We start from the raw sequence: 25,173 nt of genomic DNA, 5'->3' as shown, positions 1-25,173 counted from the left end.
GAACCGCCTGGTGCGGACCCGCATGCCAGGTGGTGTGGCAGGGGCGCGGCTAGCCGCCGCCCCCTATGCCGATCAAGTGGAACATGCGGATGCGGTCGCGGTACAAGTCGATGTAGTCCAGGTAGTTCAGCTGTTGCAGCACAAAGTGGCTGGGATCGACAGCATGTGGCAGAGCGGATGGTCGCCAACCAGGCCGAGGAAGCGCTCGAAGGTGGCGCCGTCGTGCAGGTCTTCACTGGGGTGGATCTCGTAGCAAAGGTTGACGCCTTGCGCATCGCAGGCATTCAGCACCGGCAACCAGCGTTTGGCGAGTTCGTCGAAGGCGGCTTCGATCAAGCCCTCCGGGCGCTGCGGTTTTCACGTCGAACCGGCGCTCGTCCCAAGCCGGAATCTGCAATGCCTTGAACCCTGTTTCGGCGGCCCATTTGGTGATGGCGGGCAGCGTGTCGAACGGCGCTTGTGTGTCGCTGAACTGGGCGAGGCGGAGGCTTGGGCCTTTGATCGTTTGCATGGATTGAACCGTCTATTGTCTGTTGATCGACAAAGCCGTGTTCTGGGAGCGAGGGCATGAAGGCGCGTCGATGTCGTCGCTGGTCGAGGCGCTGGGCCTCGCCTCGGCGCGCATCTACGCGGCGTTCGGCAGCAAGGAAGCGTTGTTCCGGGAAGCGGTGGCGCTATACGAAGCAGGCGAAGGCGGTTTCGCGGATCGCGCCATGCCGCCAGCGCACGCAGTGCATCATTGACCGGCTGCATGCGGCGGTGGAAACCGGTGAACTGCGGCAGGACACCGACATCGCCGCGCTCGGCGATCTATACGGCGCGCTGCTGCACGGCATCTCCGTGCAGGCCCGAGACGGCGTCAGCCGCGCCCGCTTGCAGGCGATGATCGCGCCCGCGATGCTGGCTCTGGATGCTGCCGCAGCCCCTGGCAAAGCCGTCTCTCGGCGTTGATTCGGAGGAACCTGGCGCGACCGGGCGATGCAACACGCCAGGGGCGGCCCCGGCCTGCTGATCGGGGCCGGATCGACATCCGAACGACCACCCTGTCCGGCACCGTACCGACTGCACGACCCGTCCAGGTCACTATACTCAATGTGTCGGGCTGCATCGCGCAGAGACCTTTGCTTGTCTACTGATGGGCCGCTGATCAGCGGCGCGGCCGCAATGTGCGCTTTGCACTCGTCAGCCTGACAAGGTGCTTGTCGCAACAGCGCACTGCGGGCTGGCGATCAGCCCGCCATGTGGGGGCGGTTGCCCGGCCAACCTGCGGGGGAGAAACCATGCAAGGAAGCAATGACAAGTTGCGTGCCGCAATGCTTGCCGTGGTGATTTCGCTGATCGCCGCATGCGGCGGGGATGGAGGGGCAGGCGGCTCGGGTAACAGCAGCGGCGCGGGCGCCCCGGCGGGCGGCATTGCTCTGCAAGTTGTCTCGTTTGGCGACAGCCTGTCGGACGTCGGGACCTTTGCGCCGATCGCTAGCGCCGTCGGCGGGGGGCGATTCACAACCAATCCCGGGCAAGTGTGGACACAGGATGTGGCGCAATACTACGGCGACACGCTAAGCGCGGCGTTTACGATCGACTTCACGCATCAGTTACATGCGCAAAGCGGCCTGGGTTATGCGCAGGGCGGCGCTACGGTGGCAACGCCGGCAAACCTGAACGATTTTCTTACCGACGTGATCGGCAACGTCGAAATGCCCGTCAACCAGCAGGTTTCGAGCTACTTGTCCGCACACGGGAGCTTCAACGCTAATCAGCTGGTGCTGGTCTGGGGCGGCTCGAACGACGTGCTTCGCGCCGGGGCACTGCCGGCCGCGGCGCAGACCGTGCAGACGGCGGCAAGCACCCTGGCTCAAATTGTCGGACAGATCATCCAGAACGGCGCCACGCATGTCGTCGTGGTCAATGTCCCGAATGTCGGGTTGGCGCCCAAAGGCGTCGCCTCGGCCGACGGCGGGGCAAACCTGACCCAGCTATCGCAAATCTTCAACAACAGCTTGAACGCTGCCTTGCAGGCCGATGGCCTGCAAGGCAAGGTCATCCAGATCGATTCTTATGCATGGGAGAACCAGGTCATCGCGAGCTTTCAGGCCAATGGCTTTGTCGTGTCAAACACCGGCGTCGCCTGCGATCCCGCGAAAACGCCTCACGACACGGCCTTGCTGTGCGCGCCGGCTACCTACGTGACGGCCAATGCCGATCAGACCTACATGTTCGCCGACGACCTTCATCCGGCGACGCGCCTGCATGCATTGTTCGCCCAGTTCGTGGAGCGGCAGATCGCCGGGAGCGGTCTTGGTCGCTGAGCCTGGTGACGGATAGACTCGCCTGCAGAATTGTCGGGTTCCAGCGCGTTCGCTCTTTTCAGGCATGGCCCCACAGCACGCGGGCGTGCTTGCGCTCAGGCCAGCCGCTCGAGCTGCCGGCTGGCTTCGTCGAGCCAGGCCTGCTGGCGTGCGGCAATCTGCGCAAACTCTGAACTGGCCGGCGGCTGAGTGGGCAGTGTGAACGCGGGCAGGCTGTCGCGCATTGTGCCGCTGCGCTTGGGGGCCAGAGTCCTCTCGATAGAAGCTGATCGATAGTGGGGGAGAGCGTGTGCGGCGTAGGAGGCTTGTCCGTGTCCGTGCTACGCGGACAAGCGGAAAAGGTCGCACAAAGCGGCGTTTGGTACGCAGAAAGCCGGTGGTCTTAGGAAAGGCGCTCTGCCGCCGCTCTAGTTCAGGTGCGGCGCGCCAACGATGACTTCGGCCCCTTCGGCTGCTAAACGTAGCGCGGCGGCACGGCCGATGCCGGAACAGGCGGGGGTGGCAGCGCTGCGGATTGGCGCTGTCTGCGAAACGCCTCCGTCACGCGCCTGGCGGCAAACAGTGGCAGGTAGTCGTGAATCTTGGCGTCGGCCTGAAGCTCGTGCCAGGCGGCGAGATACGCGCGCTCCACCTCCTCCACCGGGACTTTCAGGGCTTCGGATATCCTGGCGATCATTGAGGATTGTGATTCGGTTCTCATATTGCCTGCCACCCTGCAGGAAGCGGCGGTGCGTGATGCGGTGCTGTGCTGTCGCCTGTCGCTTGAGGGCGAAAGGGCGAAAGGGCGAAAGAGCGAAAGGGCGAAAGGGCTTGGTCAGGCACTCGCCTGACAATCGGTGGCGCGCATTGTTGAGTATAGGAATGCGGCGTCGCCAAACACGCCATCGTGTTGCCATGTTTGTCCTGCACAATGCACGCTATGCCGACTCAGGTGGATAAGTTCTGCATGCCAATACCCACGACTGCCCCAGGCCTGGATCGTCGTAGCGAGTCGGTTGGCCACTTTCTCGCCTTGTTGTCTCGCCGTGCGTCCAGGAATGCCGGGGATGGGGTGTGCTTTGCTTGTTTGTTCGCGGGGTGTGGAGCCATCAGGTTGATGGCTCTTTTTGTTTTTGGTGCCACGGCGCGGCGATTGGCCATGCTGCTGGTGCTATGCATGGCGCCGAGCGCCTGGGCCGATGCGGACGTCGGGCTGCTTGCGATGTTTGCCAAGGACGGGCTGTGGCGTAACGTGCAGGCGCGCTGCCTGGCGCCCGGCGCGCCGCAGCACCCCGATTGCGTGGTGGTGGACCGTGACAAAGGCTTTGTGCTCTACAAGGATGCAATCGGCCGCTCGCACTTTCTCGTCATTCCGGATCATCGGGTGACTGGCGTGGAGGATCGCGGCGTGTGGGAGGACGGCGCGGCGAACCCGTGGGCATTCGGCTGGGACGTGAGACGGTTTGTCGGGCGGGCACGCGCACGGCCGTTGCCCGATGGCATCCTGGGGCTGGCGATCAATGCAAAGGCGGCGCGCAGCCAGGAGCAGATGCATATCCATCTGGACTGCATCAGCCGGGATGCCAGGGACTTTGTCGCTGGTGCGCGCGCGCGTATCGGCACCACCTGGACGGCGTTGCGGTTCATGGGCAAGCCGGTACAGGCGGTTTTCGTGCCTTCGCCGCAGGGAGCGATGTCCATCAATCCATTCCTGCTCATCAAGCACCGTCTTGGCGAGGCGGCGTCAGCCGTGCCGGACCGGGGCGTGTTTGTCACCTATGTGGCGGATGCCGCGGACAGGGGCGGCTTTGTCATCGTGGACCAGCCGGTCGATCGTGCGGCTGGCAGCAACGGCCACGCCAGCGATTTCCTGGATCGCCAGTGCAAACTGGCGCAGGAGGACGTGCAAGAAGACGCGCCAGCGGCGCTTGAGTAACCTCGGCTTCGAGGCTGCCAGAACGGGGTTGCGCTCGCGCAAGCCGTTGCTAGAATGAATGTCCCCGATCAGCATGCAGGAGTGCAGTCATGGCAACGTATCAGCGCGGCGATCTGTTCCTCGTCACTTCTGTTGAGGAATTGCCCTGGGGGCGTTACAGAGGGTTTGTGACCATGACCGAGGGCACGCAGACGCAAGCGTCATCACGCCACACTTGCCCCATGTGCAGGGACAATCCGCTCCAGGCCCATGAGGACGCCGATGCCGATGTCGAGTACGCCTACAGGCACTATCTTTCGGACCATATCGACTGGAGCGCCCACGCCGGCGATACGGAGCACTGAGCGGAAACCGGGAACCCGGGAACCCGCTGCAGCGCAGGGCTACCCGAACTCGCTACCCGAACTCACCGCTCGCACTCACTTCAGGTTCTCTCCCCAGTAGGCTTCGATCTGCTTGACCAGCGCGGGTGGCAGCGCCACGTAGTGCTCTGCCGCGGCGTCGGCCTGCCCGTCATTCAGTGCCCAGCGGAAGAACGCGAGCGCGGCTCTGGCGCCGGCGGGATCCTTCGGGGACTTTGGCATGATCACGAACACGGCGCCGGTAATTGGCCATGCCTGCATGCCGGGCGCGTCCGTGATGACCTGATAGAAGTCGGGGTGCTGGCTCCAGTCCGCGGACGCCACCGCTGCGCTGAAGCTCTCCCGCGCGGGCTCGATAAACGCACCGTCCCGGTTTCGCACGGCCGTGTAGGGCAGCTTGCGTTGCAGTGCGTAAGTCAGCTCGACATAGCCGATCGCCCCTTTGACATTCTTGATGTAGGTGGCCACGCCCTCGTTGCCGTTGGCGCCGACGCCTGCCGGCCATTTGACGGTGGTGCCCGAGCCCACGCTGCCTTTCCATTCGTCGCTGACCTTGGACAGGTAGTCGGCCCAGTTGAAGGTTGTGCCGGAGCTGTCGCTGCGATGCACGACCAGGATCTTTTGATTGGGGAAGTGGATGCCGGGGTTGATCGCGCCGATGGCCGGGTCAGCCCAGTTGGCGATCTTGCCCAGGTAGATATCCGCCAGCAGTTGGCCGGTAAAGCGGATCTGGCCCGCGGCTACGCCATCCAGGTTGACGATCGGCACCACGCCACCGACAACCAGCGGAAACTGGACCAGCCCGGCTGCGCGTAATTCATCGGGCTTGAGCGGCATGTCGGAGGCGCCGAACGTGACATTGGCTGCCTTGATCTGCCGGATGCCGTTGCCCGAGCCGGTGGGCTGGTAGTTCACCTCCTGGCCGGTCTTGGTGTAGTAGGTGGCCGCCCATTTCACCAGCAACGGATAGACGAAGGTGGAGCCCGCGCCGGTGATATCGCCCGCGTGCGCGCAAGGCGCACAGCTGGCGAACAGGCTGATGAGCAGACTGGTGAGCGTGGCGCTGCGTTTCACGTTTTGCCAAGAGAGGGTCGGAGTCATTTTGGAACCTCCCGGGCATGTCAGTGAACGGCGCACTTGGCGCATGTACGCGCGTATTGGACGTACTGCAGTAACGCTGCAACGGCGCGGTCCGCCGCAGAGGTCACAGGCTTATCCTAGCACTCGCTGCCTTGTTACCGGCAAGGCATTTTGCACGTGCGACGGGGCGGCGCAACGGTGCGTCATCGCGTTGTCATGATGCTGTTGCCGGACTGTCATGATGGCTTGCCGAGTCTTTATTTTTCCGCCATCCATCCCGCCACCGCTTTCACCACTTGCGGCTCGATCCCGTTGAACCCGTGGTAGGACATGGCCTCGCACGGGTCTCCAACGCTTTTGCCGCCGGCGAAATGGATCAATCCGGCCTTGGGGGCTTTGGCCAGTTTGTCCATCAGACCTTGCACCTCGTCGTACGGGCACTGCTTGCAGCCATCTTGTTCGTGATGAACCACGAGCACGGGAATCTTGAGCTTGTCGAGGGCCATCGCCGGCACCTGTTGGCCGCGATCGTCGCGCAGGATGGTGGCGGTCAGCACGATGCCATCGGGGCCGCCATCATCTGCTAGCCGGATCGCGGTGGACGCCACCGACTGGGTGCCGCGGCTGGTGCCGACCAGCCAGACGGGCAGGTTGGTGTGGCTGCGCATCCAGGCGATCACGGCCTTGGTGTCTTCGGCATGCTCGGCGGACAGGCGGAAGCCGCTCAGGTAGGGCCAGGACAGCCGGTCGCTCGGCGCATCAATGACGGCAACCGCGAAGCCGTTGTCGGCGAAGAGTTGGCGCGAGCGCACCAGGAAATTGCCGGCACCCCAGGCAATGCCCCCGTTGGGGTAGATGTTCAGGCCACCATGCCCGCCCGCGTAAAGGATCACCGCGGCCGTGGGCTGTGCGGGCGCCAGATACAGGAAGCGCTGCGTCACGCCCGGGCGGGTCGGGATGTCAACGACTTGTGGCGCGGTCTGCGCGCGCGCAGCCAGGGTGCAGAGCAGCAGCGTGAGGCTGAGCGTGGCCTGGCGCAGCCATCGCGCCGGCGTGTTTGCTTGGTGGCAAGGCATGGGATGTCTTCAGCGGGGTTAGAACTTCGAATTGGCTGGCGGGGTACGGCGGCTGTGGCTGCGCAGCAAGATAGCACCGGTGGCGGGGATGACCAATCCACGCAAACACCAGCTTTGCCGGCTATGCCGCCTGCGCTGCGGCGCTGACCCGATACACGCAGCGCCGCGCGTTGCTCAGCAGATGTTCTTCGCGGGTGACGGTGGCTTGCGCGCCGACGACCTCCTGGAAGATCCGCAGCTCTGCCCGGCAGAACCCCTGGCAGGTCTGCGCAGCGGCGCAGATCGGGCAATGGTCTTCGATCAGCAGCCAGTCGTTGCCGTCTTGCTCAAGGCGCGCCATGTAGCCTTCGGCGCAGCGCAGCGCGGCGAGCGTGGCCAGCCGCTGCGGCAACTCGCCCTGGCCGGCGACGGCCGCCAGATATTGGGCGCGGGTTTCGGACTCGCGCTGGCCGATGAGCTTGTCCATGCCTTGCTCGCCGAACAACTGCCGCACCGATCCGATCAGCTGGATGGTGAGTTGCGCGTGGGTATCGGGAAAGCGGCCGTGCCCGCTGGCGGTGAGGGTCCAGTCCTGGCGCGGCCGGCCTGCGCCGCTGGCGCCTTGCTGGCGGCCCTCGATCAGCCCGGCGGCGAGCAGCTTCTGCACCTGCTGGCGCGCGGCCTCGACGGTGCCGCCCAGCGCCTGGGCGATTTGCGTGGTCGATGCCGCGCCCTTGGTCTTCAGCAGGAACAGGATGCGATCACCCGGAGACCCTGTAGGGTTATCCAAGTTATTGTTTGCATAATTCATGGGTGCGCCCTAATATCCAAAAACTGTCTTGGATATTAGGGCAGGCGGGCGGTGATGTCGAGCCTGTCGTGCATCCGGCCAAGCCGATGATTGCTGTCTCAACGCTGTCCCAGTGCTGACTCAGTGCTGTCTCAGTGCTGTCCATCAAGGAAACCGTCCCATGCAAGCCGCTCGTACCCAACACGCATCGCGTCAGCTCACCATGCTCAATCCGCTTGGCCTCTATGATCCCAGCGCCAACGGTTATTCCCATGTGGCGATGGTCGCGCCCGGCGCGGGCCTGGTCTGCGTGGCCGGGCAGGGTGGGGAGCGCGTGGATGGCAGCCTGCCGGACAGCTTCGAGGCGCAGGTGCGCCAGGCGTTCGACAACCTGGGCGTGGCGCTGGCCGCCGCGGGCGCGCAACTGCGCCATGTGGCCAAGCTGACCGTGCTGGTGGTGGATCACGATGAGGCGCGCCTGGCCGTGCTGGCGGCGGCGGTGGAGCGGGCCTGGGGCGACGCGCCCAAGCCGGCGTGCACCTTGATTCCGGTGCCGCGGCTGGCGCTTGATGGGATGTTGTTCGAGGTGGAGGCGCTGGCCGTGGCGGAGGGCTCAACGTCTTCCGCGTCCTGCGCGTCCTCCGGCGCGGTGTAGCCGGTGCCAGTGCGCAGTACGCCGGTGTTGTGCTCAGGCTGCCAGTTTGGGTTGCCGCGATGGCTGAGGCTGTCCTGCCTGGGTCTCGCCAAACTGCGGATGGCGCGCGAACAGTTCGGCCACCCAGTTGACGAACACGCGGACCTTGGCCGACAGGTGGCGGTTCTGCGGGTACATCGCGGCGATCGGCAACGAGTCCGTAGGCCAGTCGGGCAGGACTTCGACCAGCCGGCCGCTTTCCACATAGGGCAGGGCCATGGCGCGCGCGATGCGGGCGATGCCGTGGCTTTCCAGCGCGCAGCTCAGGTAGACGTCGCCATCGTTGGTGGAAATGGACGAGGGCAGCAGCATTTCCGTGCGCTGCTCGCCTTGCCCGAGCGGCCACGGTACTTCGCGGCCGGTGCGGTTGGACAGGTAGTTCACGGCCCGGTGCTGCATCAGTTCGCTGGGCTGGGCGGGCGTGCCGTTGCGCTTGAGATAGACCGGCGAGGCGTAGAGCCCCAGCCGCAGCTGGCCGATGCGGCGCGCCACCATGGTGTCGTCCACCGGGTCGCCCACGCGCAGCACCACGTCCACGCCTTCCTTGAGCAGGTCGATGGGCTTGCCGTTGATGGTGAGTTCCATCTTGAGTTCGGGGTAGGCGGCAAAAAACTCGTGCAGCTTGGGGATCAGCACCAGTTGCGCCAGCCCGGCGGTGGTGTCCACGCACAGCGTGCCGCGCGGCGTGTTGTTCTGGTGGGTGAGGGATTGCTCGGCCTCTTCCACGTCCGCCAGGATCCGCACGCAGCGCTCGTAATAAGCGGCGCCGTCGGTGGTCACGCTGATGCGCCGGGTGGTCCGGTGCAGCAGCTTCACGCCGAGATGGGTTTCCAGGTTCTGGATCAGCCGGGTGAGCGTGGCCTTGGGCAGGTCCATGGCCTCGGCTGCGCGCGCAAAGCTGCCGACATCCACCACGCGGGTGAAGGCCTGCATTGATACGAGACGATCCATGTTCACTCCCCTGGGTATGGAAACAGGCAGGTCTGGCTGGCGGGGCAGGTACCCGGGTGGGGTGCGGCCCAGCGTGGCTCATGACGGCTTGCGCGGATGCGCAGGTGCGGGAGTGGAGCACAAAATGGATGACCTTGCACAGCAAAGGGTTTCCCTGGCGCCACATGCCCGATTATTTCACCGGAGAAACAGTGCATTGGTAAAGCCTCGCTTTATCCCACCTTCATCAACCACCATAATTCGCTGCATCGCAATATGCAATGGATGCGTCGCCCTCGCGCCGCACGTGACCGACATGTCGCCCTCGCAATCGAAAGCCGCAGCAGCAGCCTTAGCAGCCGAACTGGCCGAGGGGCGCGTGACCGAGCATGAGGTGGAGAGCTGCGGGCGCACCATCACGGTGCGCTTGAATTACCCGCCGGGCTATCCGGAGGGTAAGGCGGCGCCGTTGCTGCCGTGGCTGATCTACCTGCATGCGGGCGGTTTTGTGGACGGCAGCCTGGAGAAATCCCAGCGCCTGGCGCGCTCGCTGGCGGTTACCGTGCCAGCGGTGGTGGTCACTCCGGCGTATTCGCTGGCCCCCGATTTTCCGTTCCCGGCGGCGCCGGAGGACGTGTTTCATACCGCCGAATGGGTGCTGCGCCATGCGCGCCGCCTGAAGGTGGACAAGCTGCGCTTTGCCCTGGTGGGTGAAGAGGCGGGCGGCAACCTGGCGATCGCGCTGTCGCAGATGCTGCGTGACCGCGGCTTGCCCGAGCCGCGCGCGCAGTGGCTGATCCGCCCGGTGACCGATCCGTGCCTGCAGCACGCCTCGTGCTCGGTCGGGCAGGGCGGGCGCAGCGTGCCGCTGGAAATGCTCCAGCGCCTGGCGGGCTACTACCGCGATTACCTGCCGACCCCGGCCGCCAGCGTGCATCCCTACGCGGCCCCGGCGCTGGCGTCGCGGCTGGCCGGCCTGCCGCCCACCTTTGTGCAGGTGGCGGAAGAAGATGCCTTGCGCGCCGAAGGCGAAGCCTTTGTCAGCCGCCTGTGCACGGCGAGTGTGCCCGCGCAGGTCCAGATCATGCCCGGTGCCTGTGGCGCCGGCGTGGAAGTGTCCCACGACCGATGTCAGGTGTGGATAAACGAAGGCGCGCGTTACCTGCAAGGCCATCTTGCCGGCGACGACGACGCCTCACCCAAGGCCGAACGCCAGACAGGAGCCAGCCCGCCCGGCTGATCCCGCGTTACCAACAAGCCAAGCCGGCCTGCGAGCAGCAGGCGTACCGGGCGCGCCTCCTTGGCGCGCTCCGGCGGGGGCGTTCGTCCTATTTTTGCTTTCCAGTTGAAGAAAACCCGCAGACGGAATACGGAGTCAAGAAAATGAATCAGCAAACTCGACGCACCATGATTGCCCTGGCCATCGTCGCAGTGCTCGGCGCTGGCCTGGCCACCTCGATCTTCAAGCCCTGGCACGCTGGCGAGGCGCAGGCCGTGCCTGGCCCGGCAGCACCCGCCACCGTGGACGTGGCAGCGGCCCTTGGCAAGACCATCACCGAATGGGATGAGTTCTCCGGCCGTCTGGAAGCGGTGGACCGGGTCGAGATTCGCGCCCGCGTTGGCGGCACCATCGACGCCGTGCACTTCCGTGAAGGCGCGCTGGTGAAGAAGGGCGATCCGCTGTTTACCATCGACCCGCGTCCTTATGCCGCAGAGGTGGCGCGCGCCGAAGCCGCGCTGGCCGCCGCGCAAGTGCGTGCCGGCCACGCGCAGACGGAGCTGGCCCGCGCGCAGCGCCTGGTGCAGGACAACGCGGTATCGCGCCGCGAGTTCGATGAGCGCGACAACGGTTCGCGCGAAGCCATCGCCAATGTGCGTGCCGCGCAGGCCTCGCTGGATGTGGCTCGCCTCAACCTGACCTATACGCGCATCACCGCGCCGGTCAGCGGGCGCGTATCGCGCGCCGAGATCACGGTGGGTAACCTGGTGGCGGCCGGTGCCGGCACGCCGGTGCTGACCACCGTGGTATCGGTCTCGCCGGTGTATGCCAGCTTCGAGCTCGATGAGCAGACCTACCTGCGCTATACGGCGGACAAAGCGTCCGGAGCGTCAGGCGCCTCCGGTGGCGAAGGTGGCCAGTCAAAGCTCCCGGTGTTCCTGGGCCTGGCCAACGACGAGGACTATCCGCGCGAGGGCCGTATCCAGTCGCTGGACAACCGGCTCGACACCAAGAGCGGCACCATCCGTGTGCGCGCCGTGTTCGACAACCCGGACGGCCGCCTGCTGCCGGGGTTGTATGCGCGCATCAAGCTCGGCGGTGGCTCGCCGCACCCGGTGGTGCTGATCAACGACCGCGCGATCGGCACCGACCAGGGCAAGAAGTTTGTGCTGGTGCTCGATAGCGCCAACAAGCTGGCCTATCGAGAAGTCACGCTTGGGCCGTCGTATGAAGGGCTGCGCGTGATCCGCCAGGGTTTGAAGGCCGACGAGAAGATCGTGGTCAACGGGCTGCAGCGTGTGCGCCCCGGCATCACGGTCGCACCCAAGCCGGTCGATATGGCGTTCAAGCGCGAACTGGATCAACGCGGCGAATCGGCTGACCGCAAGCAAGCGGCCACGGAGAAAGCCACGGATAAGGCGGCCGACGCAAAGCCGGTGACCTGAGCCGATCCGGCATGAGCCGCATGCGCTGAATCCGTCAAGGGTTTGCTCCCCTCTCCCGCATGGCGGGAGAGGGACGGGGGAGAGGGCGGGCGCATCCACAGTGCGCCGGCTTTGAACGTACCTCTGCCCCGAGGCCAGACCATTTTTAGCTTCCCCGCTCCACATGGCGCCTGCCATTCAGGCCGCCAGGGGGAGCCCTTTCGCCAAGACTGCCGAGACTGAGATGAATCTCTCGAAATTCTTTATCGACCGGCCTATCTTTGCCGGCGTGCTATCGGTGCTGATCTTCCTGATCGGCGCCATCTCGATGTTCAAGCTACCCATCTCGGAGTATCCCGAGGTGGTGCCGCCGTCCGTGGTGGTGCGCGCGCAGTATCCGGGCGCCAACCCCAAGGTGATTGCCGCGACCGTGGCGTCTCCGCTGGAGGAGCAGATCAACGGCGTCGAGGACATGCTCTACATGTCGTCGCAAGCCAATAGCGATGGCCTGCTGACGCTGACCGTCACCTTCAAGCTCGGCACGGATCCGGACAAGGCCCAGCAGCTCGTGCAGAACCGCGTGGCGCAGGCCGAGCCGCGCCTGCCGGAGGACGTGCGGCGCCTGGGCATCACCACGGTGAAAAGCTCGCCCGACCTGACCATGGTGGTCCACCTGGTCTCGCCGAACGACCGCTACGACATGACCTACCTGCGCAACTACGCGGTGATCAACGTCAAGGACCGCCTGGCGCGGATCCAGGGCGTGGGCCAGGTGCAGCTGTTCGGCTCGGGTGACTATTCCATGCGCGTGTGGCTGAACCCCGAGAAGATGGCCGAGCGCAAGCTGGTGGCCGCCGACGTGGTCAAGGCCATCCGTGAGCAGAACGTGCAGGTGGCCGCTGGTGTGATTGGCGCCTCGCCCGCGCTGCCGGGCGCTGACCTGCAGCTCTCCGTGAACGCGCAGGGCCGCCTGGAAACCGTGGAGGCCTTCGGCGACATCATCGTGGCGACCTCGCCCGATGGCGGCGTGACCTACCTGAAGGACGTGTCCCGCATCGAGCTGGGCGCGTCGGAGTACGCGCTGCGCTCGCTGCTGGACAACAAGTCCGCGGTGGCCATTCCGATCTTCCAGGCCCCGGGCTCCAACGCCATCCAGATCTCGGACGACGTGCGCAAGACCATGGAGGAGCTCAAGCAGAACTTCCCCGATGGCGTGGACTACAGCATCGTCTATGACCCGACGCAGTTCGTGCGCCATAGCATCGAAGCCGTGACCCATACGTTGTTCGAAGCCATCGCCCTGGTGGTGCTGGTGGTGATCCTGTTCCTGCAGACGTGGCGCGCCTCGGTGATTCCGCTGCTGGCCGTGCCGGTGTCGATCGTGGGGACGTTCGGGCTGATGCATGCCTTTGGCTTCTCGATCAATGCGTTGTCACTGTTCGGGCTGGTGCTCGCCATCGGGATCGTGGTGGACGATGCGATCGTGGTGGTGGAGAACGTCGAGCGCAATATCGCCGAGGGGTTATCTCCGAAAGAGGCCACCTACAAGGCCATGCGCGAGGTGAGCGGCCCGATCATCGCGATCGCGCTGACGCTGATCGCCGTGTTCGTGCCGCTGGCCTTCATGACGGGCCTGACCGGTCAGTTCTACAAGCAGTTCGCGCTGACCATTGCCATCTCGACCATCATCTCGGCCTTCAATTCGCTGACGCTGTCGCCGGCTTTGTCCGCGCTGCTGCTGCGCGGCCATGATGCGCCCAAGGACTGGCTCTCGCGCGGCATGGATCGCGTGCTGGGTGGCTTCTTTGGCCGCTTCAACCGTTTCTTTGGCGCCAGTGCCGATCGTTACGGCAAGGGTGTGAAGGGCGTGATCTCGCGCAAGACGGCGGTGTTCGGCGTCTACGCCGTGATGCTGGCGCTGACCTGGGGTGTGTTCCAGCTGGTGCCCAAGGGCTTTGTGCCGGCGCAGGACAAGCAGTACCTGGTGAGCTTTGCCAAGCTGCCTGACGGCGCCACGCTGGACCGCACCGAAGACGTGATCCGCCAGATGTCCGACATCGCGCTCAAGCAGCCGGGCGTGGAATCGGCGATTGCCTTCCCGGGCCTGTCGATCAATGGCTTCACCAACAGCCCGAGCGCCGGCATCGTCTTTGTCTCGCTCAAGCCGTTTGAAGAACGCAAGACCAAGGAACTGTCGGGCAACGCCATCGCGGCGCAGCTCAACGGCAAGTACGCCGCGATCCAGGACGCCTTTATCGCCGTGTTCCCGCCGCCGCCGGTTCAGGGCCTGGGTACCATCGGCGGCTTCAAGATGATGATCGAGGACCGTGCCGCGCTGGGTTACGACGCGCTGTTCGACGCGACCAACGCCTTTACCACCAAGGCGCGTGCCACGCCTGAGCTGGCCGGTATCTTCACCAACTACCAGGTCAACGTGCCACAGCTGGATGTGAAGCTGGATCGGGTGAAAGCCAAGCAGCTGGGCGTGCCGGTGACGGATGTGTTCGACACGCTGCAGACTTACCTCGGCTCGGCCTATGTCAACGACTTCAACAAGTTTGGCCGGACCTACCAGGTCAAGGTCCAGGCGGATGCGCAGTTCCGCGCCCACGCCGAGGACATCCTGCAACTGAAGACGCGCAACAGCGCGGGCGACATGGTGCCGCTGTCGTCGCTGCTCACCGTCAACCAGGGCTTTGGCCCGGACAGCGTGATCCGCTACAACGGCTTCACCGCGGCCGACATGAACGGCGGCCCGGCCCCGGGCTTCTCCTCTGGCCAGGCGCAAGCCGCGGCCGAGCGCATTGCGGCCGAGACGCTGCCCAAGGGCATCAAGTTCGAGTGGACCGACCTGACCTACCAGGACATCCTGGCCGGCAACGCGGGGGTATGGATCTTCCCGCTGTGCGTGCTGCTGGTGTTCCTGGTGCTGGCCGCGCAGTACGAAAGCCTGACCTTGCCGCTGGCCGTGATCCTGATCGTGCCCCTGAGCCTGCTGGCCGCCATGACTGGCGTATGGCTGACCAAGGGCGACAACAACATCTTCACGCAGATTGGTTTCATCGTGCTGGTGGGGCTGTCAGCGAAGAACGCGATCCTGATCGTGGAGTTTGCGCGGGAGCTGGAGCATGAAGGCCGCTCCATCGTGGCCGCCGCCATTGAAGCCAGCCGCCTGCGCCTGCGCCCGATCTTGATGACGTCGTTCGCGTTCATCATGGGTGTGGTGCCGCTGGTGGTGTCCACTGGCGCGGGTGCCGAGATGCGCCATGCGATGGGCGTGGCGGTGTTCGCCGGGATGCTGGGCGTGACCTTCTTCGGGCTGTTCCTGACGCCGGTGTTCTACGTGGCGCTGCGCCTGCTGGCGACCCGTGGCGAGCGCCGCACGGTGTCGGACGCGCCGTCGGCGAGCCACAAGGCTATCGCCTCTGCTGAGTAAGGGTGATCGACATGAACGCAACATTGACATCCAAGATGACATCGATACTGCCCGCGGCGCTGCCGCGCCTGGCCACGCTGGCCGTGGCCCTGATCCTGGCGGGCTGCTCGCTGGCGCCGACCTACCAGGTGCCGCAAAGCGCAACCGCCGCCACGCCGGCCTACAAGGAAGCGATGGCCGCGCAAGCCGAAGGCTCGCAATGGAAGGTGGCCACGCCCGCCGAAGGCGCGCAGCGCGGCGAATGGTGGAAGATCTTCGGTGACGCCGATCTCGACCGCCTGATTGCCACGGCCACCGAGTCCAACCAGGATCTCGCGATCGCCGCGGCGCGCCTCAAGCAGGCCCGCGCCTTCACCGGCGTGGCCGAGGCGGACCAGTACCCGCAGTTGAGCGTGGGCCTGGACCCGACCCGCACCCAGTCCTCGGCCGCCTCGCAGGGGTTGCCCGACGGCACGCCGGTAAAGCCGCAGACGGTGCTCAAGGCGCGCGCCATCGCCAGCTATGAGCTGGACCTGTTCGGCCGCGTGGCGGACAACGTCAAGGCGGCGCGGGCGGAGGGCGACGCCGCTGAAGACCTGTACCGCTCGGTGCTGCTGGCGCTGCAGGCGGACGTGGCGCAAGCCTACTTCGCGCTGCGCACGCTGGACAGCGAGCGCGACCTGCTCAACGCCACCATCACCTTGCGTGAGGACGCGCTCAAGCTGCTCAAGCGCCGGTTCGACGAAGGCGAGACCACGGATCTGGACCCCGCGCGCGCCGAAGCCGAGCTGGGTACGGCCCGCGCGGATCTCGCCGGCATCGAGCGCCGCCGCGCCAACCAGGAGCACGCGCTGGCGGTGCTGACGGGCGCGCCGCCGGCCGCCTTCACAATGGCCGCGCGCCCGCTGGACGCTGCGCAGATCGCTGTGCCGGCGGGGCTGCCCTCCGACCTGCTGGAGCGCCGCCCCGACATCGCCCAGGCCGAGCGCCTGATGGCGGCGGCCAACGCGCGCATCGGCGTGGCGAAGGCGGCGTTCTATCCGCGCATCACGCTCACCGGCTTGTTCGGCTTTGAGTCGAACGACCTGTCGAACCTGTTCAAGTGGTCGTCACGCGCGTGGATGCTGGGGCCGCTGGTGGGCAGCACGATCGCCGCGCCGATCCTCGACGGGGGCCGCAACAAGGCCAACCTGGCGGCGGCGCGCGCGCAGCACGAGGAGGCGGTGGCGAGCTACCGCCAGAGCGTGCTGACCGCGATGCGCGAGGTGGAAGACAGCCTGGCGGACGTGCGCTGGCTGAGCCAGCAGGCCGGCGCATTGGACGGCGCACTGGGCGGCGCCCGCCGCGCGGCCAAGATCTCGCGCAGCCGCTACGAGGCGGGCGCGGTGGACTACCTGACGGTGATCGACGCGGATCGTACGGTGCTGCAGTCGCAGCGCGATGCCAACCAGGTGGCCGGGCTGCGTGCTTCCGCCACGGTGGCGCTGGTACGCCGGCTGGGCGGTGGGTGGGGGCCGTTGCCGGATGCCGCACCCAGTGTGGCGCAGGCGGGCCCCGGCCCGCTGGCCGTGAACCACTGAGCGCAGGCGCCAGGCCTCCAAAACGCGGCAGCCGCCCTCGCGCGGTTGCCGCGTTTTGTCGTTGCCGCGTCAACGCGGCGAAAAAATCTGACTACACTAAAAGCATCGCGGCCACCCCAGCCGGAAAGGCCGCAGGCCGCAGCCCGCACCGCAGCCCGCCGGCGCATTGATTGTCCAGGCTCCCAACATGAGCAGGCGGCGAATCCACAGAAGGCGGACCCATGGACGGCGGCGGACCCTGTTCGTCGCGCTACTGATCCTTCTGTGCGCGGCGACTGTCCTGTTGCTCCCCTTGCCGCGGCCGTGGCGCCCCGTCACGCATATCGTCAACGAGGTGACGATCGCGCAGCCCGATGCCGTGGTGTTCGACTACGTTTCCACGCCCGCCAACTGGCCCGACTGGCATCCATCGTCGCTCGCCGTGACCGGCGCATCGGCCGGGCATTCGCTCCTGCCCGGCGAGCAGGTCACCGAAACCTTCTTGGTGGCCGGGCGGCGCGGCCAGGTGGTGTGGACCGCGGCCGAGCGCAGCCCATCCTCGGCCTGGATGATCCAGGGCACTATGGATGGGCGCGAAGCGGGCGCGGTCCGCTACACGCTCGCCCAGACGCCGGAGGGCACGCACTTCCGGCGCGAATTCAGCTACCCCGCGCCGAACCTGCTGTTTGCGCTGACCAACTGGCTGGTGCTGCGCAAGCGCATCGAGGCCGAGTCAGCCGAGGCGGTGACGCGGTTGCGGGCGGTGCTGGAGGCCCGCAAGCCCTCGTCCGGTACGGGCGGCTGATCTGCCGTGTTGCCTGCCTGTGTGCGCAACCTGCGCTGGGATGTGCTGGCGCGTGCGCGCCGGGCCATCGCAATACGCTGCGCATGATCTTTCCGGACCCGGCCGTGCACGAGCGCTTTGCCGGCTGGGAGGCGCAGGCGCCACAGATGCTGGCGAGCTTTCGCCGCGACCTGGTCCGCGCGCCGGCAGTATACTGACCGCGCAATTCAATTGGAGTCGATGGTGTCGGTAGAAAACCTGGCGTCCGCCACAGGACGCACCCCAGATACGGCGGCTACGCCGGAGCCGGCAGCGCAGGCATTGCCGCCCAAGCCCGTGGCGCCGCCCACGCCGGATATCAATGATTGCTGCGGCAATGGCTGTGATCCCTGCATCTTTGACCTGCATGCCGCGGCCATGGAGCAGTACCGTGCCGAGCTCAAGGCCTGGCTGGCGCTCGCCGGCCAGACGGCCGAAGCCGGCGCGGGCGGTCCCAGCTTCTGACCTGGCTGGCACGCCACGCGTACCAGACACGTACCACGCAAGCACCAAGCAAGTACCACACAAGGAGCCTGCCTTGAGCGTCACCGACCGGAACATGCTGGCCGACCTGCACGCGTTCGTGCGGGACCATCCGCGCCTGCTGGTGCTGACGGGGGCCGGCATCAGCACCGATTCCGGCATTCCCGGCTACCGTGACGCGCAGGGCAACTGGCAGCGCACGCCGCCCGTGCAGGCGCAGGATTTCTTTCGCTCGCATGCGGTGCGCCAGCGCTACTGGGCGCGCAGCATGCTGGGCTGGCCGGTGCTAGCCAATGCGCAGCCTAACGCCGCGCACTTCGCGCTGGCTCAGCTGCAAGCGGCTGGCTACGTGCGCCAGCTTGTCACCCAGAACGTGGACGGCCTGCACCAGCGCGCCGGCAGCACCGGCGTGATCGAGCTGCATGGCCATGTGGGCAGCGTGATCTGCCTGCAATGCGGCACGCGCCGCCCGCGCGCCTCGCTGCAGGCGCAGCTCGAGGCGGACAACCCGGCGCTAGCCGAACTGCGCGCGCTGCCGGCTTCCGATGGCGATGCGCATCTGGAGCTGGCCAGCTTCGAGGCCGTGCGTATTCCCGCGTGCGGGCACTGCGGCGGCGTGCTCAAGCCCGATGTGGTGTTCTTCGGGGAGTCGGTGCCGCGCGAGCGCGTGGATGTGTCCCTGCAGGCGCTGGATGAGTCGGATGCCTTGCTGGTGATCGGCTCGTCGCTCACGGTGTTTTCCGGTTACCGTTTCTGCCTGGCGGCGCAAAAGCTGGGCAAGCCGGTGGCGGCCATCAATCTTGGCCAGACCCGTGCCGATGCGCTGCTGGCGTTGAAGGTGGATGCCTCGTGCGCGGCGACGCTGACGGACCTGGCCGGGCGGCTGGACTTGCCCGCGGGTGCCGTGGCTCAATAGGCCCGCTCAGCGACCGCCACCCGTCGTCAGAGGGGGCTTGCCGCAGCCGGACGGCATGAAAGCAAGCTAGGGAATCCCACTACAGCACTGGCGCGGATATTGCATAAAAATCCGCTGTTAATACTGTGAAATTTCACAAGGCGGACAAAATGGAAGTAGCGAGGCTGGCCAGCCCTGGCCGGGAGCCGAATTGACGAGCAGGGTGCACCGTGGCGGGGCACGGGTGAGGTGCTGCGGGCGCTGCGGGTGCGGCGCCAGTGCAGGCCCGGCGCCATGAACACGCGCTTTGTCGAAGCCTTCATGTGGGTAGCGAGGCTAGGCAGCTTTCGCGCGGCGGCCGAGAAGCTGCACATCACGCAGGCGGCCATGTCCAATCGCATTGCCTCGCTGGAGCAGGAGATTGGCGCGCGCGTGTTCGAGCGCGAGGCGCGGGACCTGCGGCTCACGCCGGTGGGCCTGCGCCTGCTTGGCTACGGCGAGCGGCTGCTGGAGTTGCAGCGGGAGATCATGGTGCTGGGGCGCTCCGGCCACGAGTTGCTGGGGCTGGTGCGCATCGGCGCCATCGAGAGCGTGGTGCATACCTGGCTGGTCGACTTCCTGCGGCACCTGCAATCGTCCTATCCGGGCATCGAGGTGCAGATCACTTCCGAGACCACCGAGGGCCTGCACAAGACCCTGCGCGCCGGCGGCATCGATATCGCCTTGCAGACGGACCCCGCGGTGGGCGAGGGCATCACCAGCACGCCGTGCCTGCCGATGGCGATCGGGTGGGTCGGGCCGCCCGGCGCGGCGCAGCCCGATGAAGGGAAACTGGCCACGTTGCTGCAGTACCCGACCATCACCATGAGCCCGGGATCGCAGCCGCACGTGGCGCTCAAGGAGCTGTACCGCAAGGCCGGGCTGCCCGTTGGCAAGGTGCACTGCGTGAGCTCCATCGCGGCCATCGTGCGGCTGGTGAAGGCGGGCTTTGGCAATGCGCTGATGCCGCTGGCGCCGGTGCGTGAAGAGGTGGAGCGCGGCGAACTGCGCGTGATCTGTTGCGATGTGCCGCTGCCGCATCAACGGCTGGTAGTGAGCCATCTCGACCATGCGGCGTCGGAGGCGATTCGCCTGGTGGCGGATCTGGCCTGCCGCGAATCGGATCGCTTCGTGCGTTCGCTGCCTGCACCGTTTGCGCCGGAGTGAAGCATGGTCGCGCGCCAGGCTGGTGCGCGAACGCAGCCGGATCGAACAGAAAAACTGATCGGAAACGCGAAGAAAAACCCGTTTGTCGCGCGCGGCGATCGCGCCGATCATCAGCTCACCGCTTTGTATTGGCGTGGCAACCGGAGAGTTTGATGAGCGAGATGTTTGCGACCGAAAGTTTGGCGACAGAGAGCGCGGCAGGCATGGCCCCGCAGGGCATGCTGTTTGTCGCGTCGAATGTGGATGCGGCCGACGAGGCCGATTTCAATCAATGGTACGACCGCGAGCACGTGGAAGAGCGCGCCCGCATCGAAGGCTTCATCTCTGCCGCGCGCTATGAAGCCGTGCAGGGCGGCCCCAAGTATCTCGGCCTGTATCGCACCGAGTCGCTCGGTGCATTCACCAGCGCAGCCTACAAGGCGGCCTTTCGCCGCCAGACGCCGTGGTCGGTGGCCAACCTGGACCGCATGCGCCAGCCGATGCGCCGCGTGAGCGAAGTCACTGCCACGGTCGGGCAGGGCAGCGGCAGCTGGCTTGCCGTGCTGCCGCTGGCGCAGCCGGAGGATCCGCTGGCGCTGGTCGACCTGGCGGGCGAGGTTGGCGGGCAACTGTCCGCGCAGCCCGGCTTTGTCCAGTCCTACCTGCTGATGCCCGATGCCGAGCTAAGCCAGCCGTTGCCCAAGGAGAGCCTGACCGACCGGCAATTGCTGCCCATCCTGGTGATCGAGAGCAGCGCCGAAGCCGCGAGCGAGCAGGCACTGCAGGAAGCGGCAAAGCGCCTGGGCGCATCGACGCAGCAGGCCGCACGCTATGCATTGAAATGGAAGCTCTTCTCCGGGGAGGTGGCGTGATGACCAACGCAAACACGATATCCACCGCGCGCAGCGCAGCCGGCACGCTCGATGCGGCCACCCATGCCGCCAAGCCCGGCATGGGCCGGCTGGCCGCGGCCAGCACCATCGGCACCACGCTGGAGTGGTACGACTTCACGGTCTATAACCTGATGGCCGCGCTGGTGTTCAACGCGGTTTTCTTCCCCTCGTTCGATCCGCTCACGGGCACGATCCTGGCGTTTTCCACCTATGCGGTGGGCTATGTCTCGCGCCCGCTTGGCGGCGTGCTGTTCGGGCATCTGGGCGACAAGCTCGGCCGGCGCTTCGTGCTGGTCGCCACGCTGATCCTGATGGGCGTGGCCACCGGGCTGATGGGCGTGCTGCCCACTTACATGTCGTGGGGCATCTGGAGCCCGATCCTGCTGGTGGCGCTGCGCTTCCTGCAAGGCGCGGCGATCGGCGGCGAATGGGCTGGCGCGGTGTTGCTGTCGATGGAGCATGGCGAGCAGCACCAGCGCGGGCGCAACGCATCGTTTACGCAGGTGGGGCCGTCGTGCGGCACGCTGCTGGGCACCGGCTTTATCGCCGTGGTGTCGCTGTGGCTGAGCCCGGAAGATTTCCAGGCGTGGGGCTGGCGCGTTCCGTTCCTGTCGAGCGTGCTGCTGGTGCTGTTCGGGCTGTGGCTGCGCAAGGGCGTTGAGGAAACCCCGCTGTTCAAGGAAATGGAAGCGCGCAAGAGCACGGCCAAGACGCCGATCAAGGAAGTGTTCGTGGATCACTGGCGGCGGCTGCTGGTGGCCGGCGGTGTGCGCATCGGCTCCGACGTGCTCTACGCGCTGGTGGTGGTCTTCACGCTGACTTACGTGACCAGCGAGCTGCACCTGTCCCGGCCGCTGGCGCTGAGCGCGACCATGATCGGCGCGGCGTGCAACGCCATCGCGGTGCCCTTGTTCGGCAGCCTGTCGGACAAGCTCGGCCGCCGCCCGGTATACATCGCCGGGGCCGTGCTGGCCGTGGTGTGGGCCTTTGTGTTCTTCCGCCTGATGGACAGCGCGCAGCCGCTGCAGATCTGCGCCGCGGTGGTGGTCGGGCTGATCATCCACGCCATGATGTACGGCCCGCAGGCGGCCTTCGTGACCGAGCAGTTCCCCACGCGGGTGCGCTACGCCGGGTCATCGCTGGCCTATACGCTGGCGGGCATCGTGGGCGGCGGCTTTGCGCCGCTGATCATCGCCAGCCTGTACAAGTCGTACGGCTCGACACTGGCGATCTCGCTGTATGTCAGCGCCGCCGTGGCGCTGACGCTGGTGGCGCTGCTGGTGGCGCGGGAAACCGCGAACAAGCCGCTCGAAAGCTGATCCGGCTAGCCCTCGAGCGCCGTCGCGAAGACCGTTTCGCGGCGGCCCTGCAGCAGCGCCTGGCGAAAGGAAAGCACATGGGCCGTGACCGCGCTGGCCGCTGCCGCGCCGTCGCCGTCGCGCAGCGCCTTCAGGATGGCGCGGTGCTCGGCGCCGACCTCGGCCAGGTGCCCTTCGGATGACAGCGAAATGGCCCAGAAGCGCTGCGAGCGCGCGTGCAGCACCTTGAGGATTTCGATGAGGATCGGGTTGCCCGAGACCTGCGCGATTTCCTCGTGGAACAGGCGGTCCAGGTTGGTCACCTCGGGCAGGTTGCGCTGCGCCACAGCGTCTTCCACCTGGCTCAGCAGGCGTTCGAGCGTGTGAAGGCCGGCGGCGGTGATGCGCTCGGCAGCTAGCCTGGCGCACAGCGTTTCGTTGGCCAGGCGCACGTCGATCAGGTGCAGCGCATCGTCGATGGACAGTGGCGAGACCACCACGCCCTTGCGCGGCAGGATCTGCACCAGTCCTTCGTTGGCCAGCCGGTGCAGGGCCTGGTTGATGGGCGTGCGGCCAAGGTCAAGATCGTCGACCAGGGTGGAGATGTTGAGATGCTCGCCGGGGCGGTAGACCAGCGTGGTCAGCCGCTCCCGCAGGCCGGTATAGGCCAGCTCATTCTGCGATGGTTCTTCGGTCCTGGCCCGGGCGCGCGATGTGCCGGCGCTACGGCGATCCACTGATGGCAAAACTCTCTCCCGACAACACGGCAACGCGTGCAAGGGCGATATCGTACTACCAAAAGCAGGCGCGGCCCGAGGCGCTGGACCAATGCTGCACGCCTAATCCAGCTTGATGTCCGCCGCGGTGATCACGGTCTTCCACTTGGCCACTTCGGCCGCGGTGTGCTGGTTTAGCGCGGCGGGTTTGTAGGCGGCATCCGGTAGCAACTGGATGCCCTGGTCGGCCAGCTTCTTTGCAAACTCCGTGTCGGCGATGGCCTTGGCGAACGCGGCGTAGTTGCGGGCGATGACGTCCTTGGGCGTGCCCTTCGGCGCATACAGGCCGTACCAGGTGGATGCCTCGAAGTTCGGCACCACGGTTTCCGCCACGGTGGGCACGTTGGGAAACTGCGGCACGTGTTGCTTGGCTGTCTGCGCGATGGCGATGACCTTGCCGCCCTTGACCTGCGGCAGGGCGGTGTTGGTTTGGTCGAACATGCCATCCACCTGCCCGCCCATGACATCGGTCAAGGCCGGGCCGGCGCCTTTGTACGACACCGGGGTCACCTTGATCCTGGCCTGCTGGGCGAACATGGCGGCGACCAGATGCGAGGTGGAACCCACACCCGCGTTGCCGAAGTTGAGCTTGCCCGGATTGGCACTGGCAAAGGCGACCAGGTCCTGCACGGTCTTGAACTTCGAGTTCGCGCCGACCAGCAGCACCAGCGGCGTATCGGGGAAGCGGAACACGCCCTCGAAGTCCTTGACCGGGTCATACGACAGCTTCTTGTACAGCGACGGCGCCGCGGCCATATAGCCCATATGCCCGACCAGGAAGGTATAGCCATCGGGCGCGGCCTTTGCCGCCTTGCCCGCGCCGATGGTGCCGCCGGCGCCGGCCTGGTTCTCGATCAGTACCGGCTGGCCCAGATCGCGCCCGACGCGATCCGCGATATTGCGGGCAAGCGCATCGGTGGGGCCGCCGGCCGCGAAGGGCACGATCCACGTGATTGGGCGGGTGGGGTAGTTTTGCGCCAGCGCGGCGGTGGACAGGGCTAGCAGGGCCAGGGTGGCGCCCAGTTTCTTGGTCATTGTTGTCTCCATCATCAAGGTGGTTTCGGTTGTTTTGAGATGATCGGTGCTGCTTATATGTTCATTTAATAAATATGTTTAAACATATTCTAGGAATGTGGCACTCGACCGTCAAGCCGGCACCGCACCTCGTTTACCCTTTACGCTTGGCTTACGGGCCGCCAGGCGCTAGCATTTGCTACGCCTCAGGCACATCGATCGATCATTCAGGGAACCCATGGAGCCACGCCACGCCGAGTTGACCAAGGCACTTATTCACGACATCACGAGCGGGGTCTATCCGGTCGGGTCAAGCCTGCCGGGCGAACTGGAGCTGGCCGAGAAACACGGCGTCAGCCGGGGCACCGTGCGGGTGGCGCTGATGCGCATCCAGGAGCTAGGCCTGGTCTCGCGTAAAAAGCGCGCAGGCACCCGGGTGGAAGCCTCCGCGCCGCGCAGCAGCGAGTACACGCCCAAGCTCTCCACCATCGACGAACTGGTGCAATATGGCGCCGCCACGCAGCGCAAGATCCACGGTGCGCGCGAAATCGTGATGGATATAGAGCTGGCCACCCGGCTGGGCTGTCAGCCGGGCTCGCGCTGGCTGCATATCGAGACCTCGCGCACCAACCCCGAGGCGCCATCGCATCCGTTGTCATGGTCCGACGTCTACGTGATGGAGGCTGACGGCGCCAAGATCCGCAAGCTGCTCAAGACAGATCCCAGCCTGATCAGCGAACTGGTCGGCAAAACCACCGGACGCCTGGTCAAGGAAGTACGCCAGACCGTGCGGGCGGTGGGCGTGCCCGCCGCGCTCGCGGACGTGCTGGGCACCGCGCCCGATGCGCATGCGCTGGAATTCGTGCGGCGGTATTTCGACCAGTCGGACCGGTTGTTCGAAGTGGTGGTGAGCTTGCATCCGGCCGATCGCTTCACGTATTCGACTGTGCTGCAGCGTCAGGCTTGAGCCGTCGCTAGCCGTCGCCAGCCCGAAGATCGTCTGGGGACGGCGGCCAATGGATTGCTTTCCGGTGGCGGAACGTGTCATTATGTA

Annotated in this window: 25 protein-coding genes and 2 pseudogenes; 18 read left to right on the top strand and 9 right to left on the bottom strand. The window is 66.0% G+C overall.

The genetic code is table 11. The annotated features are described in order from the left end of the window. Positions 1 to 73: 73 nt before the first annotated feature. Positions 74 to 511: pseudogene (locus tag AC1RWI_RS27220) on the bottom strand (sugar phosphate isomerase/epimerase family protein); the annotation flags it as partial. Between the two features lie 70 nt (positions 512 to 581). On the opposite strand from AC1RWI_RS27220, the pseudogene AC1RWI_RS27215 reads away from it, so the two are divergent. Together AC1RWI_RS27215 and AC1RWI_RS27210 are read left to right on the top strand one after the other, a co-directional pair. Further along, positions 582 to 951, top strand: a pseudogene (locus AC1RWI_RS27215) (hypothetical protein). A 329-nt stretch (positions 952 to 1,280) separates the two neighbouring features. After that, positions 1,281 to 2,309, top strand: a complete 1,029-nt coding sequence (locus tag AC1RWI_RS27210) for an SGNH/GDSL hydrolase family protein (protein ID WP_492869855.1) — start codon at positions 1,281 to 1,283, stop codon at positions 2,307 to 2,309. Between the two features lie 95 nt (positions 2,310 to 2,404). Here AC1RWI_RS27210 and AC1RWI_RS27205 read toward each other — a convergent pair whose 3' ends face one another. Together AC1RWI_RS27205 and AC1RWI_RS27200 are read right to left on the bottom strand one after the other, a co-directional pair. After that, entirely contained in the window at positions 2,405 to 2,533 is a 129-nt protein-coding gene (locus AC1RWI_RS27205; protein WP_269083432.1) for a hypothetical protein, read from the bottom strand. A gap of 230 nt (positions 2,534 to 2,763) precedes the next feature. Continuing rightward, positions 2,764 to 2,985: a DUF3562 domain-containing protein gene (locus AC1RWI_RS27200; protein ID WP_043354684.1), complete on the bottom strand. Its 222-nt coding sequence runs from the start codon at positions 2,983 to 2,985 to the stop codon at positions 2,764 to 2,766. A gap of 462 nt (positions 2,986 to 3,447) precedes the next feature. Here AC1RWI_RS27200 and AC1RWI_RS27195 point away from each other — a divergent pair, with 462 nt between their 5' ends. Beyond that, positions 3,448 to 4,224 carry a CDP-diacylglycerol diphosphatase gene (locus AC1RWI_RS27195; RefSeq protein WP_492869854.1) on the top strand — a complete coding sequence of 259 codons (777 nt, stop codon included), beginning with the start codon at positions 3,448 to 3,450 and terminating at the stop codon, positions 4,222 to 4,224. A gap of 89 nt (positions 4,225 to 4,313) precedes the next feature. Beyond that, positions 4,314 to 4,568, top strand: a complete 255-nt coding sequence (locus AC1RWI_RS27190) for a hypothetical protein (RefSeq protein ID WP_043354686.1) — start codon at positions 4,314 to 4,316, stop codon at positions 4,566 to 4,568. Between the two features lie 75 nt (positions 4,569 to 4,643). On the opposite strand, the gene pstS is transcribed toward AC1RWI_RS27190, so the two are convergent. The 3 genes from pstS to AC1RWI_RS27175 form a co-directional block, all read right to left on the bottom strand. Beyond that, positions 4,644 to 5,687, bottom strand: a complete 1,044-nt coding sequence (pstS, locus tag AC1RWI_RS27185; RefSeq protein ID WP_052495018.1) for a phosphate ABC transporter substrate-binding protein PstS — start codon at positions 5,685 to 5,687, stop codon at positions 4,644 to 4,646. Positions 5,688 to 5,923: 236 nt separating this feature from the next. Next, entirely contained in the window at positions 5,924 to 6,742 is an 819-nt protein-coding gene (locus tag AC1RWI_RS27180) for an alpha/beta hydrolase (RefSeq protein ID WP_492869853.1), read from the bottom strand. A 121-nt stretch (positions 6,743 to 6,863) separates the two neighbouring features. Beyond that, positions 6,864 to 7,532: a helix-turn-helix transcriptional regulator gene (locus AC1RWI_RS27175; RefSeq protein WP_043354690.1), complete on the bottom strand. Its 669-nt coding sequence runs from the start codon at positions 7,530 to 7,532 to the stop codon at positions 6,864 to 6,866. 160 nt (positions 7,533 to 7,692) lie between these two features. Between AC1RWI_RS27175 and AC1RWI_RS27170 the strand changes: the two genes are divergently transcribed. After that, positions 7,693 to 8,166, top strand: a complete 474-nt coding sequence (locus AC1RWI_RS27170) for a RidA family protein (RefSeq protein ID WP_492869852.1) — start codon at positions 7,693 to 7,695, stop codon at positions 8,164 to 8,166. Between the two features lie 33 nt (positions 8,167 to 8,199). On the opposite strand, the gene AC1RWI_RS27165 is transcribed toward AC1RWI_RS27170, so the two are convergent. After that, complete coding sequence (locus AC1RWI_RS27165; protein ID WP_492869851.1) at positions 8,200 to 9,156, bottom strand: LysR family transcriptional regulator; 957 nt, start codon at positions 9,154 to 9,156, stop codon at positions 8,200 to 8,202. Between the two features lie 295 nt (positions 9,157 to 9,451). Between AC1RWI_RS27165 and AC1RWI_RS27160 the strand changes: the two genes are divergently transcribed. The 12 genes from AC1RWI_RS27160 (at position 9,452) to AC1RWI_RS27105 (ending at position 22,350) form a co-directional block, all read left to right on the top strand. After that, complete coding sequence (locus AC1RWI_RS27160) at positions 9,452 to 10,375, top strand: alpha/beta hydrolase (protein WP_043354695.1); 924 nt, start codon at positions 9,452 to 9,454, stop codon at positions 10,373 to 10,375. 143 nt (positions 10,376 to 10,518) lie between these two features. Further along, complete coding sequence (locus AC1RWI_RS27155; protein WP_492869850.1) at positions 10,519 to 11,799, top strand: efflux RND transporter periplasmic adaptor subunit; 1,281 nt, start codon at positions 10,519 to 10,521, stop codon at positions 11,797 to 11,799. A gap of 223 nt (positions 11,800 to 12,022) precedes the next feature. Further along, positions 12,023 to 15,214 (top strand): efflux RND transporter permease subunit, encoded by a 3,192-nt coding sequence (locus tag AC1RWI_RS27150; protein WP_043354699.1) that lies wholly within the window; start codon positions 12,023 to 12,025, stop codon positions 15,212 to 15,214. A 35-nt stretch (positions 15,215 to 15,249) separates the two neighbouring features. Then, on the top strand, positions 15,250 to 16,773 hold the full coding sequence (locus AC1RWI_RS27145; RefSeq protein WP_043358077.1) for an efflux transporter outer membrane subunit: 1,524 nt from the start codon (positions 15,250 to 15,252) through the stop codon (positions 16,771 to 16,773). 187 nt (positions 16,774 to 16,960) lie between these two features. Next, a complete protein-coding gene (locus tag AC1RWI_RS27140; RefSeq protein WP_052495019.1) occupies positions 16,961 to 17,557 on the top strand; it encodes an SRPBCC family protein in 597 nt (198 codons plus the stop codon). 83 nt (positions 17,558 to 17,640) lie between these two features. Further along, complete coding sequence (locus AC1RWI_RS27135) at positions 17,641 to 17,754, top strand: hypothetical protein (RefSeq protein WP_492869849.1); 114 nt, start codon at positions 17,641 to 17,643, stop codon at positions 17,752 to 17,754. Between the two features lie 22 nt (positions 17,755 to 17,776). Then, a complete protein-coding gene (locus tag AC1RWI_RS27130; protein ID WP_052495020.1) occupies positions 17,777 to 18,040 on the top strand; it encodes an oxidoreductase-like domain-containing protein in 264 nt (87 codons plus the stop codon). 73 nt (positions 18,041 to 18,113) lie between these two features. Next, entirely contained in the window at positions 18,114 to 18,974 is an 861-nt protein-coding gene (locus AC1RWI_RS27125; RefSeq protein WP_043354701.1) for an NAD-dependent protein deacetylase, read from the top strand. 273 nt (positions 18,975 to 19,247) lie between these two features. Beyond that, positions 19,248 to 20,159, top strand: coding sequence for a LysR family transcriptional regulator (locus AC1RWI_RS27120; protein WP_043354703.1), 912 nt, complete (start codon positions 19,248 to 19,250; stop codon positions 20,157 to 20,159). Positions 20,160 to 20,162: 3 nt separating this feature from the next. After that, positions 20,163 to 20,312 carry a hypothetical protein gene (locus AC1RWI_RS27115; protein ID WP_158408323.1) on the top strand — a complete coding sequence of 50 codons (150 nt, stop codon included), beginning with the start codon at positions 20,163 to 20,165 and terminating at the stop codon, positions 20,310 to 20,312. Beyond that, positions 20,312 to 21,010, top strand: coding sequence for a DUF4286 family protein (locus AC1RWI_RS27110; protein WP_201777393.1), 699 nt, complete (start codon positions 20,312 to 20,314; stop codon positions 21,008 to 21,010). The genes AC1RWI_RS27115 and AC1RWI_RS27110 overlap by 1 nt, the downstream gene beginning before the upstream one ends. Beyond that, positions 21,010 to 22,350 carry an MFS transporter gene (locus AC1RWI_RS27105; RefSeq protein WP_492869848.1) on the top strand — a complete coding sequence of 447 codons (1,341 nt, stop codon included), beginning with the start codon at positions 21,010 to 21,012 and terminating at the stop codon, positions 22,348 to 22,350. The genes AC1RWI_RS27110 and AC1RWI_RS27105 overlap by 1 nt, the downstream gene beginning before the upstream one ends. A 5-nt stretch (positions 22,351 to 22,355) precedes the next feature. Here the strand turns inward: AC1RWI_RS27105 and AC1RWI_RS27100 are convergent, their stop codons facing one another. Both AC1RWI_RS27100 and AC1RWI_RS27095 read right to left on the bottom strand, forming a co-directional pair. After that, positions 22,356 to 23,066: a GntR family transcriptional regulator gene (locus tag AC1RWI_RS27100; protein WP_043354704.1), complete on the bottom strand. Its 711-nt coding sequence runs from the start codon at positions 23,064 to 23,066 to the stop codon at positions 22,356 to 22,358. 102 nt (positions 23,067 to 23,168) lie between these two features. Then, positions 23,169 to 24,140, bottom strand: a complete 972-nt coding sequence (locus tag AC1RWI_RS27095) for a tripartite tricarboxylate transporter substrate-binding protein (RefSeq protein ID WP_236702211.1) — start codon at positions 24,138 to 24,140, stop codon at positions 23,169 to 23,171. A gap of 217 nt (positions 24,141 to 24,357) precedes the next feature. Between AC1RWI_RS27095 and AC1RWI_RS27090 the strand changes: the two genes are divergently transcribed. Further along, the gene (locus AC1RWI_RS27090) at positions 24,358 to 25,086 is read left to right on the top strand and encodes a GntR family transcriptional regulator (protein WP_492869847.1); all 729 of its coding nucleotides are present in this window, start codon (positions 24,358 to 24,360) and stop codon (positions 25,084 to 25,086) included. Positions 25,087 to 25,173: the final 87 nt, after the last annotated feature.

This window comes from Cupriavidus sp. MPR-AND1C (assembly GCF_058809705.1).
The sequence above is the reverse complement of the archived record's forward strand: the minus strand, read 5'-3'. Positions and strand labels throughout refer to the sequence as shown.